This window comes from Aeromonas sp. BIGb0445 (assembly GCF_024809075.1).
Taxonomy (GTDB): Bacteria; Pseudomonadota; Gammaproteobacteria; order Enterobacterales; family Aeromonadaceae; genus Aeromonas; species Aeromonas rivuli.
Genome location: NZ_JANUES010000001.1, coordinates 404,818 through 421,706, shown reverse-complemented (window position 1 = coordinate 421,706; position 16,889 = coordinate 404,818). Strand labels below are relative to the sequence as shown.

15 protein-coding genes and 1 pseudogene are annotated in these 16,889 nt (G+C 59.8%); 10 read left to right on the top strand and 6 right to left on the bottom strand.

Going from position 1 to position 16,889, the window contains the following annotated elements:
* Positions 1–97: 97 nt before the first annotated feature.
* Positions 98–1,014: pseudogene (locus M2367_RS01990) on the bottom strand (IS5 family transposase).
* A gap of 484 nt (positions 1,015–1,498) precedes the next feature.
* Between M2367_RS01990 and M2367_RS01985 the strand changes: the two are divergent.
* Both M2367_RS01985 and M2367_RS01980 read left to right on the top strand, forming a co-directional pair.
* Positions 1,499–2,230: a MurR/RpiR family transcriptional regulator gene (locus M2367_RS01985; RefSeq protein ID WP_042040624.1), complete on the top strand. Its 732-nt coding sequence runs from the start codon at positions 1,499–1,501 to the stop codon at positions 2,228–2,230.
* A gap of 194 nt (positions 2,231–2,424) precedes the next feature.
* Positions 2,425–3,861 carry a 6-phospho-beta-glucosidase gene (locus M2367_RS01980; RefSeq protein WP_259235613.1) on the top strand — a complete coding sequence of 479 codons (1,437 nt, stop codon included), beginning with the start codon at positions 2,425–2,427 and terminating at the stop codon, positions 3,859–3,861.
* Positions 3,862–3,987: 126 nt separating this feature from the next.
* Here M2367_RS01980 and M2367_RS01975 read toward each other — a convergent pair whose 3' ends face one another.
* Entirely contained in the window at positions 3,988–4,410 is a 423-nt protein-coding gene (locus M2367_RS01975; RefSeq protein WP_224430950.1) for a GNAT family N-acetyltransferase, read from the bottom strand.
* A gap of 167 nt (positions 4,411–4,577) precedes the next feature.
* Between M2367_RS01975 and M2367_RS01970 the strand changes: the two genes are divergently transcribed.
* On the top strand, positions 4,578–5,078 hold the full coding sequence (locus M2367_RS01970; protein ID WP_042040626.1) for an SRPBCC domain-containing protein: 501 nt from the start codon (positions 4,578–4,580) through the stop codon (positions 5,076–5,078).
* A gap of 62 nt (positions 5,079–5,140) precedes the next feature.
* On the opposite strand, the gene M2367_RS01965 is transcribed toward M2367_RS01970, so the two are convergent.
* Positions 5,141–6,418, bottom strand: coding sequence for an FAD-binding oxidoreductase (locus M2367_RS01965; RefSeq protein ID WP_042040628.1), 1,278 nt, complete (start codon positions 6,416–6,418; stop codon positions 5,141–5,143).
* Positions 6,419–6,742: 324 nt separating this feature from the next.
* Here M2367_RS01965 and M2367_RS01960 point away from each other — a divergent pair, with 324 nt between their 5' ends.
* The 4 genes from M2367_RS01960 (at position 6,743) to M2367_RS01945 (ending at position 11,436) form a co-directional block, all read left to right on the top strand.
* Positions 6,743–8,206: an NAD-dependent succinate-semialdehyde dehydrogenase gene (locus M2367_RS01960; protein WP_259235837.1), complete on the top strand. Its 1,464-nt coding sequence runs from the start codon at positions 6,743–6,745 to the stop codon at positions 8,204–8,206.
* A gap of 151 nt (positions 8,207–8,357) precedes the next feature.
* Entirely contained in the window at positions 8,358–9,635 is a 1,278-nt protein-coding gene (gene gabT, locus M2367_RS01955; protein ID WP_259235612.1) for a 4-aminobutyrate--2-oxoglutarate transaminase, read from the top strand.
* A gap of 299 nt (positions 9,636–9,934) precedes the next feature.
* Positions 9,935–10,090, top strand: a complete 156-nt coding sequence (locus M2367_RS01950) for a hypothetical protein (RefSeq protein WP_157013903.1) — start codon at positions 9,935–9,937, stop codon at positions 10,088–10,090.
* Positions 10,090–11,436, top strand: a complete 1,347-nt coding sequence (locus tag M2367_RS01945; RefSeq protein WP_042040632.1) for an APC family permease — start codon at positions 10,090–10,092, stop codon at positions 11,434–11,436. The genes M2367_RS01950 and M2367_RS01945 overlap by 1 nt, the downstream gene beginning before the upstream one ends.
* Positions 11,437–11,609: 173 nt before the next feature.
* Here M2367_RS01945 and M2367_RS01940 read toward each other — a convergent pair whose 3' ends face one another.
* Complete coding sequence (locus M2367_RS01940; RefSeq protein ID WP_042040634.1) at positions 11,610–11,903, bottom strand: hypothetical protein; 294 nt, start codon at positions 11,901–11,903, stop codon at positions 11,610–11,612.
* Between the two features lie 259 nt (positions 11,904–12,162).
* The gene (locus tag M2367_RS01935; RefSeq protein WP_259235611.1) at positions 12,163–12,702 is read right to left on the bottom strand and encodes a hypothetical protein; all 540 of its coding nucleotides are present in this window, start codon (positions 12,700–12,702) and stop codon (positions 12,163–12,165) included.
* Between the two features lie 319 nt (positions 12,703–13,021).
* On the opposite strand from M2367_RS01935, the gene M2367_RS01930 reads away from it, so the two are divergent.
* The 3 genes from M2367_RS01930 (at position 13,022) to M2367_RS01920 (ending at position 15,757) form a co-directional block, all read left to right on the top strand.
* Complete coding sequence (locus tag M2367_RS01930; RefSeq protein ID WP_042040636.1) at positions 13,022–14,176, top strand: Na/Pi symporter; 1,155 nt, start codon at positions 13,022–13,024, stop codon at positions 14,174–14,176.
* A 125-nt stretch (positions 14,177–14,301) separates the two neighbouring features.
* A complete protein-coding gene (locus M2367_RS01925; RefSeq protein ID WP_042040639.1) occupies positions 14,302–14,772 on the top strand; it encodes an FKBP-type peptidyl-prolyl cis-trans isomerase in 471 nt (156 codons plus the stop codon).
* Between the two features lie 226 nt (positions 14,773–14,998).
* Positions 14,999–15,757, top strand: coding sequence for a class III extradiol ring-cleavage dioxygenase (locus M2367_RS01920; RefSeq protein ID WP_259235610.1), 759 nt, complete (start codon positions 14,999–15,001; stop codon positions 15,755–15,757).
* A gap of 120 nt (positions 15,758–15,877) precedes the next feature.
* On the opposite strand, the gene M2367_RS01915 is transcribed toward M2367_RS01920, so the two are convergent.
* Positions 15,878–16,810, bottom strand: a complete 933-nt coding sequence (locus M2367_RS01915) for a Gfo/Idh/MocA family protein (protein ID WP_259235609.1) — start codon at positions 16,808–16,810, stop codon at positions 15,878–15,880.
* Positions 16,811–16,889 lie beyond the last annotated feature (79 nt).

Below are 16,889 nucleotides of genomic sequence, written 5' to 3'. Positions count from 1 at the left end.
ACTGGGCAACCAGCCGGTCGAGGGCCATCTGGGCACAGACCTGCGCTGTTTCCTAAATCAGCGATCAGGTTGCAACGCCCCCAGCTCCAGGTGACCGCTACACACGGAGCTTTCTGACAGGCAGACCCGGGGTATTCAGTTTGTTTATCGCGCTCACATACGCCATCACTTCCCCACCTGGCCGTTGTAGTTTCGCAGACTGATTTTTCCCACCATCAGCTGTTTGAACCGGGACATCGCCGTCTCTGCCAACGAGCGACGGTGATACCCTGATATCTTCTTCCAGTACGCCAACCCTTCCTTGCGCATCACCAGTACCGCCTCATTTCTCGGATGTTCCTTTTCCCATAACCCTGCGTTCTTGCGAGGCGGGATACAGGCTGTCGCCCCTTTGTGCACTATCAGCCGATGGCTGGCTTTGCTGTCATAGACGCCATCCGCATACACACGCCCCAGCTTGCGCCGCAGTGGGTTGAGCAAGGTCGGCAGCACCTCGGCATCATGGACATTTTCCAACGACACTTCTGCTGCCACGATATCGTGGGTTACCAGGTCTACCGCCAGATGCAGCTTTCGCCACACACGCCGTTTCTCGGCGCTGTGTTTTCGGGCTTTCCATTCGCCTTCACCAAACACTTTCAGACCCGTCGAGTCGATGACTAGGTCGGTGATACGCCCCCTGGAGGGCTGCCGATAGGCCACCTTCACTGTACGGGCCCGCTTGCTGACACAGCTATAGTCCGGGGCGCACAGCGGCACATTCATCAGTTCGAACAGAGAGTCGAGTAGCCCCTGGGTTGCTCGCAGAGTGAGTCTAAAAATTTCATTTAAAATCAATAAGATATATATAGCCTGGTCAGTGTGGAGCTGATTGCGGCCCCGTCGCCCGTAATGGTCGTGGTGGAACCAGCTGTTCATGGCGGCGGCATCAACCCAGAAGGTGAGAGAGCCACGAGAAATCAGAGCATTGTTGTATTGAGACCAGTTGGTGATGGGGTGAAGCGACTTGCCCATGATGCAGATTTGAAGGGAATGGTGATGATCAGATCGCCACGCCCTCAGTTAGTTCCATTCAAACCGCATCGATTTGGGAAACAACGCCTCGTTTACTATCTGCCATCATGGATGCTTGCCTGTTAAATCCCAAAATCAGACTGCCAGCCACTGGAAAACACCTTCATTAAAATAACAAGCTGATGGCTACCTCAGTTATTAAACACTCTGAATTAAAATAACATTTAAATAAAGTTGATATGATTTCTTTTAATTTAAAAGCTTTTCAACAAGCCATAAACCTATAGTTTATTGATTTCATCCCAAAATCATACATGTTGAAACATGCTTTTTAATACTAGGTCGATGACATCGTTAATAGTCATTAAGTCAATCCGCATTCTAAAAGTACTCATATCCGGGCAGGTTCCAATTTACAAGCCGTGGTATCGTTGCCATCATGGCTCTTTCTGGCACTACTGATAGCGACCCGGCGGCTCCCATCATGTTCGATCACCTCTCCCTCTCCACCTTCAACGAACTAGAGCTGATGGTGTATCACTATGTCATCAAGCACAGGGAGCAGATCCCCTACATGCGGATCCGTGAGCTGGCACAGGCGGCCGGGGTGTCGACCACCACGGTACTGCGTTTTTGCAAGAAGCTGGGCTGCACGGGTTTTTCCGAGTTTCGGATCCGCTTCAAGCTCTCTTTGGAGCAAGACACGGCATCGGTTGCCCGCTTCGGGGTCAATGAGCTGATGAGTTTCTTCAAAAGCATCAACAACCCCGAGTTCGAGACCCTGATCGATCAAGCCGCCGCCCTGATCTCGGATGCCGAGCGTGTCCTGTTCGTCGGAGTCGGCACCTCGGGCTCCCTCGGCAAATATGGAGCCAGATTCTTCTCCAACGTCGGCAAGTTCAGCAACCATATCGACGACCCCTATTACCCTATTAGCACCGACACCTTTCATAATGCCGTCGCCATTATTCTCTCGGTCTCTGGTGAAACTCAGGACATGTTGAAGTTGGCGCAAAAATTCAGTTTCCATAAATGTAAAATAATCAGCATTACTAATAGCGAGACCTGTTCGCTGGCTAAACTGGCAGACTTTAATCTCTCCTACCACATGCCGCAGTTCATGGTTGGCCACAACCATAATATCACGACCCAAGTGCCCGTTGTTTATATCATCGAGACCATAGGCCGCCGACTGACGGCCAATCCTCCGGCCTGAAAACAACTTGTTTTTTGATTGTGACAAGTCACGAATAACCTATTTCGTTATATCGTGACTTTGTTATTTGCTTTGCTAACATCAGCCCATCACACCTCGCCCTGAACCGCGCCCAATCATGGGGCTCTTACCGATTGCTCGGCGAGGATCACCCATGCCATGCCCTTATTCGGGCCTTGATGAGAGAGAAGCCAATGAAACAGCAAGGATTACCAAAAGACTTTCTGTGGGGCGGCGCAGTCGCGGCCCATCAGGTAGAAGGGGCCTGGGATCAGGGCGGTAAAGGGCCCAGCATAGTGGACGTGCTATCGAGTGGCGCCCATGGGGTCGACAGGGTCATCACCGACGGCATACTGCCCGGCTATCACTATGGCAACCATGAGGCGGTGGATTTTTATCACCACTACCAGCAGGACATAGCCCTGCTGGCCGAAATGGGCTTCAAGTGCTTTCGCACCTCCATCGCCTGGTCGCGCATCTTCCCCAAGGGGGACGAGCTGGTTCCCAACGAGCAGGGCCTGCAATTTTATGACGACCTGTTCGATGAACTGCTCAAACATGGCATAGAGCCCGTCATTACCCTCTCCCATTTCGAGATGCCCTGGCACCTGGTCAAGGAGTACGGTGGCTGGAAGCACCGCAAGCTGGTCGAGTTCTTCGTGCGCTTTAGCGAGACAGTGCTGCGCCGCTATCAGCACAAGGTCAAATACTGGATGACCTTCAACGAGATCAACAACCAGCGTAACTGGCGTTCTCCCCTGTTTGGCTACTGCTGCTCCGGCGTTATCTACAACCAGGAACCGAACCCGGAAGAGTGCATGTATCAGGTACTGCACCACCAGTTTGTGGCCAGCGCCCAGGTGGTCAAACTTGGCCACGAGATCAACCCTGAGTTCCAGATCGGCTGCATGATAGCCATGGTGCCCCTCTATCCCTACTCCTGCCATCCGGACGATGTGATGTATGCCCAGGAGGCGATGCGCGAGCGTTTCTTGTTCAGCGATGTCCATGTCCGTGGCGCCTATCCGAGCTATATCCGCAAGGAGTGGCAGCGCAAGGGCTACCAGATAGTCATGGAGCCCGGTGACGAACAGATACTGCGCGAGGGTTGCGTCGACTACATCGGCCTGAGCTACTACATGAGCAATGTGGTACGTGCCCACCATCAGGGCAGCGGCACCGCCCTGTCAGGCTTCGAGGGCGGGGTGCCCAACCCGCACCTCAAGGCTTCGGACTGGGGTTGGCAGATAGACCCGGTCGGCCTGCGTTACAGCCTCAATATTCTCTACGAGCGCTACAACAAGCCACTGTTCATCGTCGAGAACGGCTTCGGCGCCCTGGACAAGCCGGGTGAAAACGGTGAGGTACAAGATGACTACCGCATCGAATACCTCAGCGCCCACATCGCACAGATGAAGAAAGCGGTGATTGAGGATGGGGTCGAGCTGATGGGCTACACCCCCTGGGGTTGCATCGATTGCGTCTCCTTCACCACCGGGGAGTACCGCAAACGCTATGGCTTCATCTATGTGGACAAACACGACGATGGCAGCGGCAGCCAGACGCGCAGCAAGAAACAGAGCTTCCATTGGTACCAAGAGGTAATAAAGAGCAACGGTGAAACCCTCTGAGCTCCCCCAGGGGCCAGCTCATTGGCGCCATCAAGATAAGAGAAGGGCTGCCTCAGGGCAGCCCTTCTTCCTTGTTGAAGCCTTGACTGATCATGAATGGTCGATGAGCTCACCGACCCGTATGGCTCAATAGAGGCAGAGTCGGCGCCAGGGCCCGGTGACCTCGCATAATCCCGTCTCCTCGGTCGGCTCCCAGCCGAGACGCCGATAGAAGGCAAGGGCGGCGGTATTATTGATGGCCACCTTGAGGGACGCCGGTCTGGGCAGTTCGGACAGGGCTTTATCGAGCAAGGCGCGCCCCACCCCCTGACCATGCCAATCGGCAGAAACATAGAGATGATGAACGAAACTGTCTGGCGCCCAGATGGCGATAAAGCCGCAGGGAGTGCCGCCCTGCTCTGCGACCCAAATCTGTTCACCACTGATCTGTTCGGAAAAATCGTCAAGGGCAAACAGCGAAGGCTCTACCCAATGAAACGTCTGGCGACGCCCTTTTTGAAACAGACGGGATAATGGTGCCACATCCGCCTCTGTCATGGCTCTGATCATCAGCCTCTCTCCCTTGCATGGCCCGGTTCGAGCACTCTATTGGCTATCAGCTTACCCCAGATGGGTGGCAGGATCCGGTTCACAAGCAGGCGAGCTGCTGTTAATTTGAACAGGTGAGGGGCTATACTGCCCGGGTCCCGCCTACGGATGTGTGAGGTTTGCCGACCATGGATAACAAGCAACTTGAAGGTAACATTTTTATTCCTGCCCACCTAGATGATGTCTGGCACGCCTGGACGACGGAGAGCGGGCTACGCAGCTTTCTCGCCCCGGAGTGCCTGATGGTGGCCGAACCCAATGGCCCGTTCGAGATCTACTTCCGCCCCGATGCCCCCCATGGCGAGCGGGGCAGCGAGGGGTGCCGGGTCATGGCCGTCATGCCCCATGACTTGCTCAGTTTCAGCTGGAATTTCCCCCCCCACCTGCCCCATGTGCGCCAGCAGAAGACCCAGGTCAGCCTGCGTTTCGTGCCCGAAGACCAGGGCACCCGCCTCCATCTGCTGCAGACCGGTTGGGCCAATGATCCGGACTGGGATGAGGGCTACGACTACTTTCGCCATGAATGGTTGGACGTCGTGCTGCCCCGCCTGCAATACCGTTTCACCCACGGCCCCATCGACTGGCACAACCCTCCCAGCGGCCAGCAACTCAAATGCCTGGCGCAATGACCAGGACTGCATGAAAGAGACCGCCCTCAGGCGGTCTCTTGTTATTGGACGACTGCCATCGCTCACACTCCCAACCGATCCCGCAGGCTGTACCAGGCGGCGCCGGCTGCGGTGAAGGGGATGCGGAACAGACGGCCGCCCGGGAAGGGGTAGTGGGGGAGCTTGGCGAAGGCGTCGAAGCGCTCCGCCTGGCCGCTCAACACCTCGGAGAGCAACTTGCCCGCCAGATGGGTGCAAGTGACGCCGTGGCCACTGTAGCCCTGCATGTAATAGATGTTGGGGCCGATGCGGCCAAACTGCGGCAGGCGCGACATGGTCAGCAGAAAGTTGCCGGTCCAGGTGTATTCCACTTTGACGTCGGCCAGCTGAGGGAAGGTCTTGAGCATCTTGGGGATGATGAGCCGTTCGATGTCGGCGGGATCCCGGGCGCCATAGACGACACCGCCGCCGTAGATCAGGCGGTGATCCCCTGTGGTGCGGTAGTAGTCGAGCAGGTAGTTGCAATCTTCCATGCAGTAGTTCTGCGGCAGCAGTTGCCGGGCACGCTCCTCGCCTATCACCTCGGTGGTCACCACCTGGGTGCCACAGGGCATGCTCTTGCCCGCCAATTCCGGCACCAGATCCCCCAGATAGGCATTACCCGCCACCACCACGAAGCGTGCCTTGACCGCCCCCTTGGCGGTGCGCACCAGCGCCGGTTGACCCGGCTCTATGCTGGTGACCGCTGACTGCTCGAAGATGCGCCCACCCTGGCTGCGAATGGCCTCGGCCTCCCCCAGCGCCAGATTGAGGGGATGGATATGGCCACCGCGCTTGTCGAGCAGGCCGCCGACGTAGCGATCGCTACCCACCACCTGGCGTATCCCCTCTTTATCCAGCAGCTCCAGCTGATCGTTGCCCCATTTGCGCCAGCGCAGTTGCTGGGCCTTGAGCTCGTGCAGCTGACGCTCGGTATCGGCGGCAAAGACGCCCCCCTGCTGCAAGTCACATTGAATGTCGTAGCGTTTGATGCGCTCGCGAATGATGTCGCCCCCCTCAAACAACATGCTGCCGAGCAGCCTGGCCTGATCCGGCGGGCAGCTCGCCTCTATGTTGTCGATGTCGCGGCTGTAGGAGTTGACTATCTGGCCACCGTTGCGACCGCTGGCGCCGAAACCGACCCTGGCCGCCTCCAGCACCACCACCGAATAGCCCTTCTCCACCAGATGCAGGGCACTGGACAGGCCGGTATAGCCGGCCCCTATGATGCAGACATCGCACTCAAGCTGTTCATCCAGACTGGGGAAAGGCGCATGGGTATTGGCACTGGCGGCGTAGTAGCTCTTCACATGTTCGGTCATGATCCCTCGTTCCTCACAAGATTGCGCTCAATAATGGCTGAAATGGGGCCTTGCCTGGTCCCTTTTCGGGGGGCGGAACTGGGTGGCTTGTGCATCGAACGGATTGCGCCTTCCGTTCATTATTTTGCACACCCATGACCGCAAATCTGTCAATGACACCACTTCTAGCACGCCAACACCGCCCTGGGCAACCGCATTTAACACTTGAAAAACAAAGTGGCGGCCATTATGGTCATCCAGTGCTTATTATTCTATACAGCAAGCGTGCCGGATAATGCCATGTCATCCCATCCAGAACGCCCTGAATCTACCGCCGAGGCCCCCATGTCACTGACAGCGCAGCTCGAACCCCTGACTCACTCCCTTGCCTATATAGATGGCCGCTGGTGCCAGGCCCACAGCGGTCGCCAGTTCGAGGTGACCAACCCGGCCACGGGTGAACTCATCACCCGGGTGCCGGACATGGATGGTGCCGATACCCAGGCCGCCATCGAAGCCGCCCATGCTGCTCAGCCTGCCTGGGCGGCACTCACCGCCAAGGAGCGCAGTGCCAGACTGATGCGCTGGTATGAGCTCATCATGGCGAACCAGGATGCCCTGGCGCGGCTGATGACCCGGGAGCAGGGCAAGCCCCTGGCCGAGGCCAAGGGAGAAGTCGCCTATGGCGCCAGCTTTATCCAGTGGTTCGCGGAAGAGGGCAAGCGCGCCTACGGCCGCACCATACCGGGATTCAGTGGCGACAGGCGCCTGGCCACCATCAAGCAGCCGGTCGGGGTCGTGGCCGCCATCACCCCCTGGAACTTCCCCATCGCCATGATCACCCGCAAGGCAGGCCCGGCCCTGGCCGCCGGTTGCACCATCGTCATCAAGCCCGCCGCCGAAACTCCCCTGTGCGCCCTGGCCCTGGCTGCACTGGCCGAGCAGGCCGCTATTCCGGCCGGGGTGATCAACATAGTCACTTCCCATCAGGCCGCCATCGTCGGGGATGAGCTCTGTGCCAACCCCCTGGTGCGCAAGCTCTCCTTCACCGGCTCGACCCGCATCGGCAAGCTGTTGATGCGCCAATGCGCCGACACCATGAAGCGCGTCTCCCTGGAGCTGGGCGGCAACGCCCCCTTCATCGTGTTCGACGATGCGGACTTGGACGCCGCCGTGACCGGGGCCCTCGCCTCCAAATACCGCAATGCGGGCCAGACCTGCGTCTGCGCCAACCGCATATTGGTGCAGGCCAGCGTCTATGACGCCTTCGCCGAGAAGCTGGCCGCCGCGGTTCGCGCCTTCAAGGTGGGAGATGGCCTTGGTGAAGGCAGCCAGATTGGCCCCCTCATCAACCAGGCCGCCGCCGACAAGGTCGCCACCCTGGTAGAGCAGGCTCAGGCTGCTGGCGCCCAGGTGCTGGTCGGTGGCAAGATCCACGTTGCCGGCCCCCTCTTCTACAGCCCGACCATATTGACCAACGTCCAGGCCGATAACCCCATTTTGCAGGAGGAGATCTTCGGCCCCGTCGCGCCCTTGGTGCGCTTTGAGACCGAAGCCGAGGCCATCGCCATCGCCAACGACACCCCTTACGGCCTGGCCGCTTACTTCTATGGCCGTGACATCGCCCGGGTGTGGCGGGTCGCCGAACGTCTTGAGTACGGCATGGTGGGCATCAACGAAGGGATCATCTCTACCGAGCTGGCGCCCTTTGGCGGCATCAAGGAGTCAGGCCTGGGCCGGGAAGGGGCCGCCGAGGGACTCGATGAGTATCTGGAAACCAAATATCTCTGCTTCGGCTCCATTGCATAATAAAACAAATTAATAGATATTTTATTCACCAATAGTGGGGCGCAGGACAACCAGGCCCCCTGTGATGGACAACCTAAGGATGGGGAGCGACAGCCAGGCTGCCGACTCATCAACATACAGTGAGGGGCTTGCCCCTGATGGGAGAATCAAGATGAGTAATCAATCCTGGCAAACGCGCCGCGAAGCCGCCGTGGTCAACGGCGTGGGCACCCTGATGCCGGTCTTTATCGACAGGGCCCAGAATGCCGAGCTGTGGGATGTGGAGGGCAACCGCTACATCGACTTTGCCTCGGGCATCGCCGTGCTCAACACCGGCCACAACCACCCCAAGGTGGTGGCCGCCGTGCGCGAGCAACTGGAAAAATTCAGCCACACCTGCTTCCAGGTTACCCCCTACCCCGGCTACATCGAGCTTGCCGAGAAACTCAATGCCCTGGTACCGGGATCGACCCCCAAGCGTACCCTGTTTCTCTCCACCGGCGCCGAGGCGGTGGAGAACGCCATCAAGATAGCCCGCGCCCATACCGGTCGCAGCGGCACCATCGCCTTCAAGGGGGGCTTCCATGGCCGCACCATGATGGGCATGGCGCTCACCGGCAAAGTGGTGCCCTACAAGACAGGGTTCGGCCCCCTGCCGGGAGAGGTCTATCACCTGCCCTTCCCCGCCGATTATCTGGGGGTGAGTGAGGCCGATGCCTTGGCCGCACTGGATCTCTGCTTCAGTGCCGACATAGAGCCGACCCGGGTCGCGGCCATCATCATCGAGCCGGTACAGGGCGAAGGGGGCTTCTACCCGGCCTCCCCCAGCTTTATGCAGAGTTTGCGCAACGTCTGCGATCAGCACGGTATCGTGCTCATCTGCGACGAGATCCAGAGCGGTTTCTGCCGCACCGGCAAGACCTTCGCCACCGAATACAGCGGCATAGAGCCGGACATCATGACCCTGGCCAAGAGCCTGGCGGGTGGCTTCCCGCTCTCGGCCGTGGTCGGCAAGGCGGCTATCATGAACGCCGCCAAACCCGGTGGCCTGGGGGGCACCTATGCGGGCTCCCCCATCGCCTGCGCCGCCGCCCTGGCGGTGCTCGACGTCATTGAGGAGGAGCAACTCAATCGGCGCGCCCAGGCCCAGGGCGAGCAGCTCAAGGCCCGCTTGCACCAGCTTGCCGAGCGTTTCGACTGCATCGGCGATATCCGTGGCCCGGGCGCCATGGTGGCCATGGAGCTGGTCAAGGGCCGCGATGCCCGCCAACCGGACGCCGATCTCACCAAGCGTCTGGTGGCCGAGGCGGGCAAACAGGGGCTGGTATTGCTCTCCTGTGGCGTGCGGGCCAACGTCATCCGCTTCCTGGCGCCGCTCACCGCCGCACCGACGCTGGTAGACGAGGGGCTGGACAAACTGGAGCGGGCCCTGACCGCCGCCCTCGCCTAGGGCGGATACCGGCAACCTCAGCCCGGGCCCTGTGCCCGGGCTGAGTCTTTACCCCAGAACAAGCCCCTGAACTTGCACCAAATATTTGCACTCCACCGGGCTGCCATGGGTTGTCATCCCCGTCCATCTGGGGCAAAATTCGCGCCGCTAAAATAACCGACTTGGTTGCCAAGTCGGTTATTTTCATTTTGTTGTTTACCACCAAACCGAGGCCGGGCCTTTTCCCGGAAATGATATCCGGGGTCGCACTCATAGATGGCGCGAACCCACCCATGATTTATGCCGCTATGAGGAACAAGATGGGGCTCTCTTATACTTCGTCTCCGCTCGCCGGAGTCAGCCTTGGCAACGCGATTGCCAACGACCTCTGCACCACTCTGTCGAGTGTGCGTCTGTTCAGTCCCCTGGCGTCTCGCCATGACCATGCCCTGGCGGCAATGCAGGAGGTTCGCTGATGTCTGATGCACCGGTTCGCCTCAAAAAAACCCTCAAATTATGGCAAGTCGTGGTCATCGGCCTCGCCTACCTGACCCCCATGGCGGTGTTCGACACCTTCGCCATGGTCTCCGACATCACCAGCGGCCACGTCGCCACCTCCTACCTGCTGGCCCTGGCCGGGATACTGTTCACCGCCATCAGCTACGGTCATCTGGTGCGCAAGTATCCCTCCGCCGGCTCGGCCTACACCTACACCCAGAAGACCTTCCATCCCTATGTGGGCTTCATGGTGGGCTGGTCGTCCCTGCTCGACTACCTCTTCATGCCGATGATCAACATGCTGCTGGCCAAGATTTACCTGACCGCCATGTTCCCCGGAGTCGAACCCTGGATCTTTATCTTCGGACTGGTGAGCGTGATGACCCTGCTCAACCTGCGCGGCATCAATCTGGTGGCCAACTTCAATGGCCTGATCGTGCTGGTGCAGGTCGCCATCATACTGGTATTCCTCGCCCTGATGGCCCATGCGGTCTACTTCGGCGAGGGAGAAGGGAGTGTGCTGAGCAGCCGTCCCTTCTATTCGGAGCACACCGCCTTGCTGCCGCTCTTTACCGGCGCCACCATCCTCTGCTTCTCATTCCTGGGCTTCGATGGCCTGAGTTCGCTCAGTGAAGAGACCCCCAACGCCGGCAAGGTGATCCCCCGCGCCATCCTGCTGACCGCCCTCATCGGCGGCATCATCTTCGTGCTGGTCTCCTACTTCCTGCAGCTCTATTTCCCGGACATCAGCCGCTTCAAGGAGCCCGATGCCGTGCTGCCGGAGATAGCCCTCTACGTCGGTGGCAAGCTGTTCCAGAGCATAGTGCTGGTCAGCACCACGGTCGCCGTACTGGCCTCGGGCATGGCGGCCCACGCTGGCGTGTCACGGATCCTCTACGTGATGGGCCGCGATGGCGTCCTGCCCGAGAAGGTGTTCAGCTATGTGCATCCCACCTGGCGTACCCCGGCCATCAACGTGCTGCTGGTCGGTGCCCTGGCGCTCTCCGCCGTCTCCTTCGATCTGGATATCGCCCTGGCGCTGGTCAACTTCGGCGCCCTGGTCGCCTTCACCTTCGTCAACCTGTCGGTGATCGCCCAGTTCTATGTGCGCGAGCAGCGTAACAAGACCCTCAAGGATACGGTCTGCTTCCTGCTGCTGCCCCTGTGTGGCGCCGCGACCATAGGCCTGCTCTGGCTCAACCTGGAGCTGAGCTCCCTCTATCTGGGTCTCATCTGGGCTGGTCTGGGTCTGGTCTACCTGGTGCTGCGCATCAAGCTCTCCCAGGCGCCCCTGCGGGAGTACGAAGAGGCCGAGCTGCAATAAGCCACGCCGTTCACAGCAAGCAAAAAGGGGAGCCATTAGCTCCCCTTTTATCATTCACAATCCACCCGTCAGCGGCTGCGCAGCCACCCCCCAAGTGCCAGATAAGCAAAAGGAGAGTCATGGACTCCCCTTTGTTAGCCGCTCTGGCTGTGATCCCCTGGGCGCGTCGAGCCTTATTTGATCAATGCCTTGGTGGCCGCTTTTGCAGGATCATCGACGGCATTTTCGACCTTGCCCTTGGCATCGCCCACCGAACCCTTGGCGTCGTTCAATGCGCCCTTCTTATCATCCAGGCCGACCGAGTCTTTGGCCGTTTCGGCGGCGGAGCAACGCCCGCCCACCCCGACGGTGGCCTTCATGGCCGCGCCCTTGACCGCTTTCTCAGGGGTACAATCCGGGTTGATGACACCCGCCTGGGCACCCAGGGTGATCAGGCAGAGGGAGAGACAGAGCAGCAGTTTTTTCATGACAAACTCACTTTTGATGACGAATGAATATCTCCCAGTGTAGGGAGATGTGTGCAGGGAGCAAGATGCATCCATTCAGCCCCCTTGAGCGGGTGACTGGCGTCATAGGGTGAGACAGGCCCGGCCCAGAGAGCCTGTGGCCCGAGCAGACCCGGTTCAATGGCCACCACGCCCCCTATCAGGGAGCCAGCCCCACTCTCATCGAGACGTCTTGGGTTGTCGCAACCTGGCGCAGAGGGCTTGCCCCAGCGCGCGGTGCTTAGCGTATCAATCTTCTGGCTGCCGCCCGGCCAGGATTATCCACGGCATTCTCGACTCGCTGCCTGGTGTTGCGCGCCTTGTAATAGGCATCATCCACCCCGGTCGCCTGAGCCGCCTTGCGCTTGGCATAGTCAGCCGGGTCATCCACCGCATTCTCGACTCGCTGCTTGGTATTGCGCGCCTTGTAATAGGCATCATCCACCCCGGTCGCCTGGGCCGCCTTGCGCTTGGCGTAGTCAGCCGGGTCGTCCACCGCATTCTCGACTCGCTGCTTGGTATTGCGCGCCTTGTAATAGGCATCATCCACCCCGGTCGCCTGAGCCGCCTTGCGCTTGGCGTAGTCAGCAGGATTGTCCACAACATTGTCGACCCGCTGCTTGGCGCTGGCCGCAGAACAGCGGCTATTGATACCCGTAGTGCCATTGACGGCCGACCCCACCGCCACCTGTCCGGCACTGCAACCAGAGGGAAGAACGTCAGCCTGAGCGGAGAGGGAGACCAGGATCAGGGGAAATAGAAAGAGAGACCAATGCTTCATGACAGACTCGCGATAGCTGAAAAACGACCGCCTAGTCTAACGGCCTGAGCAGGGAGGACAAGTATTAATGACACATCAATCACTTATGTCGGTCAACGTCTAACACCAGGCTGCGGCCAAACTCGCCCGTTGACCGAGGCGTCGGCAAGGGGATAGGCAGACCGTTTTTCCTTCCTCTGAAGGTGACAGCGCCACGGTGCACACGCTGTCATCAAATCATCATCAAAACGTCACTTTGTCATAAAAGTGTCATCAAGCCTTGCTGTAATGCGCCGGTCAAATTCATCAGCAGACGGCCAGCGCCGTCCCAAGAGGCTTTATGCACAACCCTGACTCCTTGCCACAGCAGCACGTCTCCTCCCATCGTGCGCTGTTCCACTGGATAACTGTCATAGCGCTGGTCTACCTGATACTGGTAGCGGTGGGTGCCGTCTCCCACGGCTTCAAATTGTTCTCCGGCGGCGCCGAGGGTGCGGCCGAAATCTTTGCCTTCGCCAATAACCCCTTCGTCGCCCTGCTGCTCGGCATCCTGGCCACGGCCCTGGTGCAATCATCCAGCACCGTGACCTCGGTCATCGTCGGTCTGGTCGCCGGTGGCCTGCCGCTGGCCATGGCCATTCCCATGGTGATGGGTGCCAACCTCGGCACCACCATCACCAACACCATCGTCTCCATGGGGCATATCCGCGACAGAACCGAGTTTCGCCGCGCCTTTGCCGCCGCCACTGTCCATGACTTCTTCAACCTGATGGCCGTGTTCATCTTCCTGCCCCTGGAGCTCGCCTTCGGCGTCTTGCAGCACAGTGCCGAGTTCCTGGCCCATCTGCTGGTCGGCTCGAGCGACATGTCGATGAAAGGCATGGACTTCATGAAGCCGCTCACCGCCCCCGCCATGCAGCTCATCGATGCCGCCGTCGCCTTCTTGCCCGGTAAAGGCCCCGCCCTGGCCACCATCGCCATCGGTATCCTGCTGATCCTGGGCTCGGTCACCTATCTGGGCAAGGTGTTGCAAAAGGTGCTGGTCGGTCGCGCCAAGGGGCTGCTGCACAAGGCCCTTGGCCGTGGCCCCCTCACCGGTATCGCCTCGGGCACCCTGGTGACCATCATGGTGCAATCCTCTTCCACCACCACCAGCCTGATGATCCCTCTGGCCGGCGGCGGCGTGTTCACCACTCGCCAACTCTACCCCTTCACCCTGGGCGCCAACATAGGCACCACCATCACGGCCCTGCTGGCGGCCACCGCCATCGGCGGCAGCGGTGCCGAACTGGCGCTGACCATCGCCCTGGTGCATGTGCTGTTCAACGTCTTCGCCGTGGTGCTTATCTATGGGCTGCCCTTCCTGCGCGAACTGCCCATCCTGGCCGCCGAGTGGCTGGCAAGAGTCGGCAGCGAGAACAAGTTGCTGGCACTGGGTTATGTGGGCGGCCTCTTCTTCGCCCTGCCTGCGCTGATGATGGCCCTGGCAAAATAACCGGCCCCCGGGCTTAACTGAGTCGATTCACTCGGCAAGGAAGGGCGCTATTAGCGCCCTTTTGCTACCCCAGTTAGACCCACTGGGATAAGATATTCATCTCATTGTCTTACAAGGATTTAGTGATGAAATTTGTGCTGATCGCCATCCTGATCGCTCTGGCGGTCTTCTATTTCTACTCAAGCAATAACAACAAGAAGCTGGCCGAGGAGAATATCCGCGCCGGCGATCTCTTCCTCGCCGAGAACAAGGCCAAGCCGGGCATAGTGACCACCGAGTCCGGCCTGCAATATCAGGTACTGGCCGAAGGCGAAGGCGGCATGCACCCCAGCGCCAGCAGCAAGGTCAAGGTGCACTACGAGGGCAAGTTGCTCGATGGCACCGTCTTCGACAGCTCCATTGCCCGTGGCGAGCCCATCGAATTTGGTCTCAATCAGGTGATCCCGGGTTGGACCGAAGGGGTACAGCTGATGACGGTCGGTGAGAAGGCCCGCTTCTTCATCCCGTCCCGGTTGGGCTACGGCAACCGCGCCACCGGCAAGATCCTGCCCGGCTCCCTGCTTATCTTCGAAGTGGAACTGCTCGCCATCGACTGACGCAATTCGGTCAGCCCATGATGAGCGCCGTCATGAGCGCACTGTCAAAGAGGGAGGCATTGCCTCCCTCTCTGCTTGATCTCCCCCCACCAGTCAACCTGCCTGCCCAAGCAATTATCAACCCTGAGTGAAGAGTGATTACACATCCAGCCTAATTGTTCACCACAAAAAGGGGGCGGATAATGACTTCATCGCCTGCCAAGGCCCCCTCTGATGGAGCACTAAGATGTCCCCTGTCTGGTTTATCTCCCACGGCGCACCGGATCTGGTGCTGCGCGACGAGCCCGCCACCCGTTTCATGAAGGATCTCAGCCTGGGGCCGCTCAAGGGGCTGGTCGTCATCTCGGCCCACTGGTTCAGCCGCGAGCTGGAGATCAACTCGGCGCACAACCCGGCGCTCATGTATGACTTCCATGGCTTCCCCGATGCCCTCTACCGCGTGCGCTGGCCCGCCAGCAGCCCGGCGTGGTTGCAACAGGCCGTGCAGGAGACCTTGCAGCAAGGAGGACTCACCGCCAACCCCGTCCTGCGCGAACTGGATCACGGGGTCTGGTCACCGCTCTCCCTGCTCGATGCCAACAGCGAGATCCCCCTGGTGCAGATCTCCATCCCGGCAGGCATGAGTCCGGCCGAGTTGTGGCAACTGGGCCAGGCGCTGGCACCGCTGCGCCAACAAGGCATTGGCATACTCGCCTCCGGCGCCATCACCCACAATCTGAGGGCGCTCGGCCCCGATGGCTCCCCGCCCCCCGCCTGGGCCCAGGCGTTCGCCCACTGGCTGGAGGAGAAGATGGGCAATCAGGACAAGGCGGCCCTGCTCGATTATCGTGACCAGGCTCCGGGGGCGGTGCAATCCCACCCCCATGACGATCACCTGAGGCCGCTGTTCGTGGCCCTCGGTGCGGCAGGGGCAGACAAACCGGCCCGGCTGCATGATAGCTGGGACTATGGCAGCCTCTATATGGGCAGCTACCGCTTCGGTTAAGCCCACCTCATCCCACGCTAAAATCCCCCCATAAAAAAGCAGAGGAGCCATGGCTCCTCTGCTTTTTTGCGCTGGTTGTGGCCATCAGCGCCTGATATTGACCGGCAGGGGGGGATCCCGTTAGCGAGACGGCTCGCCCGCCAGCAGTTGCTCCGCCTCGGTCACCAGCTGCTCGGTCAACTGATGACTGCGCAGATAGCTGTCGATCAGGGACTGGTCGGCCCTGCCCCCTGCTATTTGTTCATACCAGTGATCCAGCATGGCGGCAAAGCCACGGCGCACCAGCACCGGTTGCCAGTCATCGATGGCCAGGGTCTGCACCACCTTGTCTCGCGCCAGCGTGCCCTGGGTGCAGTTCTCGACCTGGAGCGACAGATTGTCGCCATAGAGGCTGATGCGCTCCTCCGCGACCCCGGCGCTGCGGTTCATGCTGCCACTGACCGCCACCTGCCCGCTCTGCCAGCTGACGCTGACCCCGGCCAGCATGGCCGGGTCCTGCTCGCTGGCTCTAAATACCCGGTGCAGGGCGCCATCCGGCAGGCCGCCATAGTGGCAGAGGCTGTCGAGCACATGGATGAAATCATCGAACAGGAACTGGCGCGGGGTACCGGGCAAGCCATGGCGGTGCTTTTGCCAATGCAGCTCGGTCACCGGCTGCGCCCGCCCAGCCGACAGCGCGGGCAGGTAGCGGCGATTGAAACCCACAAACAGCGGGCAATCTTGCTGCAACGCAAGCTGGCACAAGGCCTCCACCTCAGCGGCACTGTCACACAGCGGCTTGTCGACGAAGGTGGGAATGCCCGCCAGCAGACTCCGTCTGGCCAGATCCCCGTGCACCGCCGTGGCGGCATGGATCATCACCCCGTCGGGGCGGCTCCCCAGCAGCGCATCCACGTCGGTAAAGCACTCGGCGATCCGGTACTGGCGGGCCAGCTTGTCGAGCACAGATGGACTCCGAGTGCAGAGCAGCGGCGTCACCCGCTCATCGCTGGCCAGCAGCGGCAAATAGGCCTTCTGGGCGATATCACCCAACCCAATCATGGCAATACGCATGGTGTTATCTCTCCCTCAAGACTGCGCCCAGCTTACCCCATCCCCTTGTGAGTTATGAAGGGATGGGCTAGCGTGGACT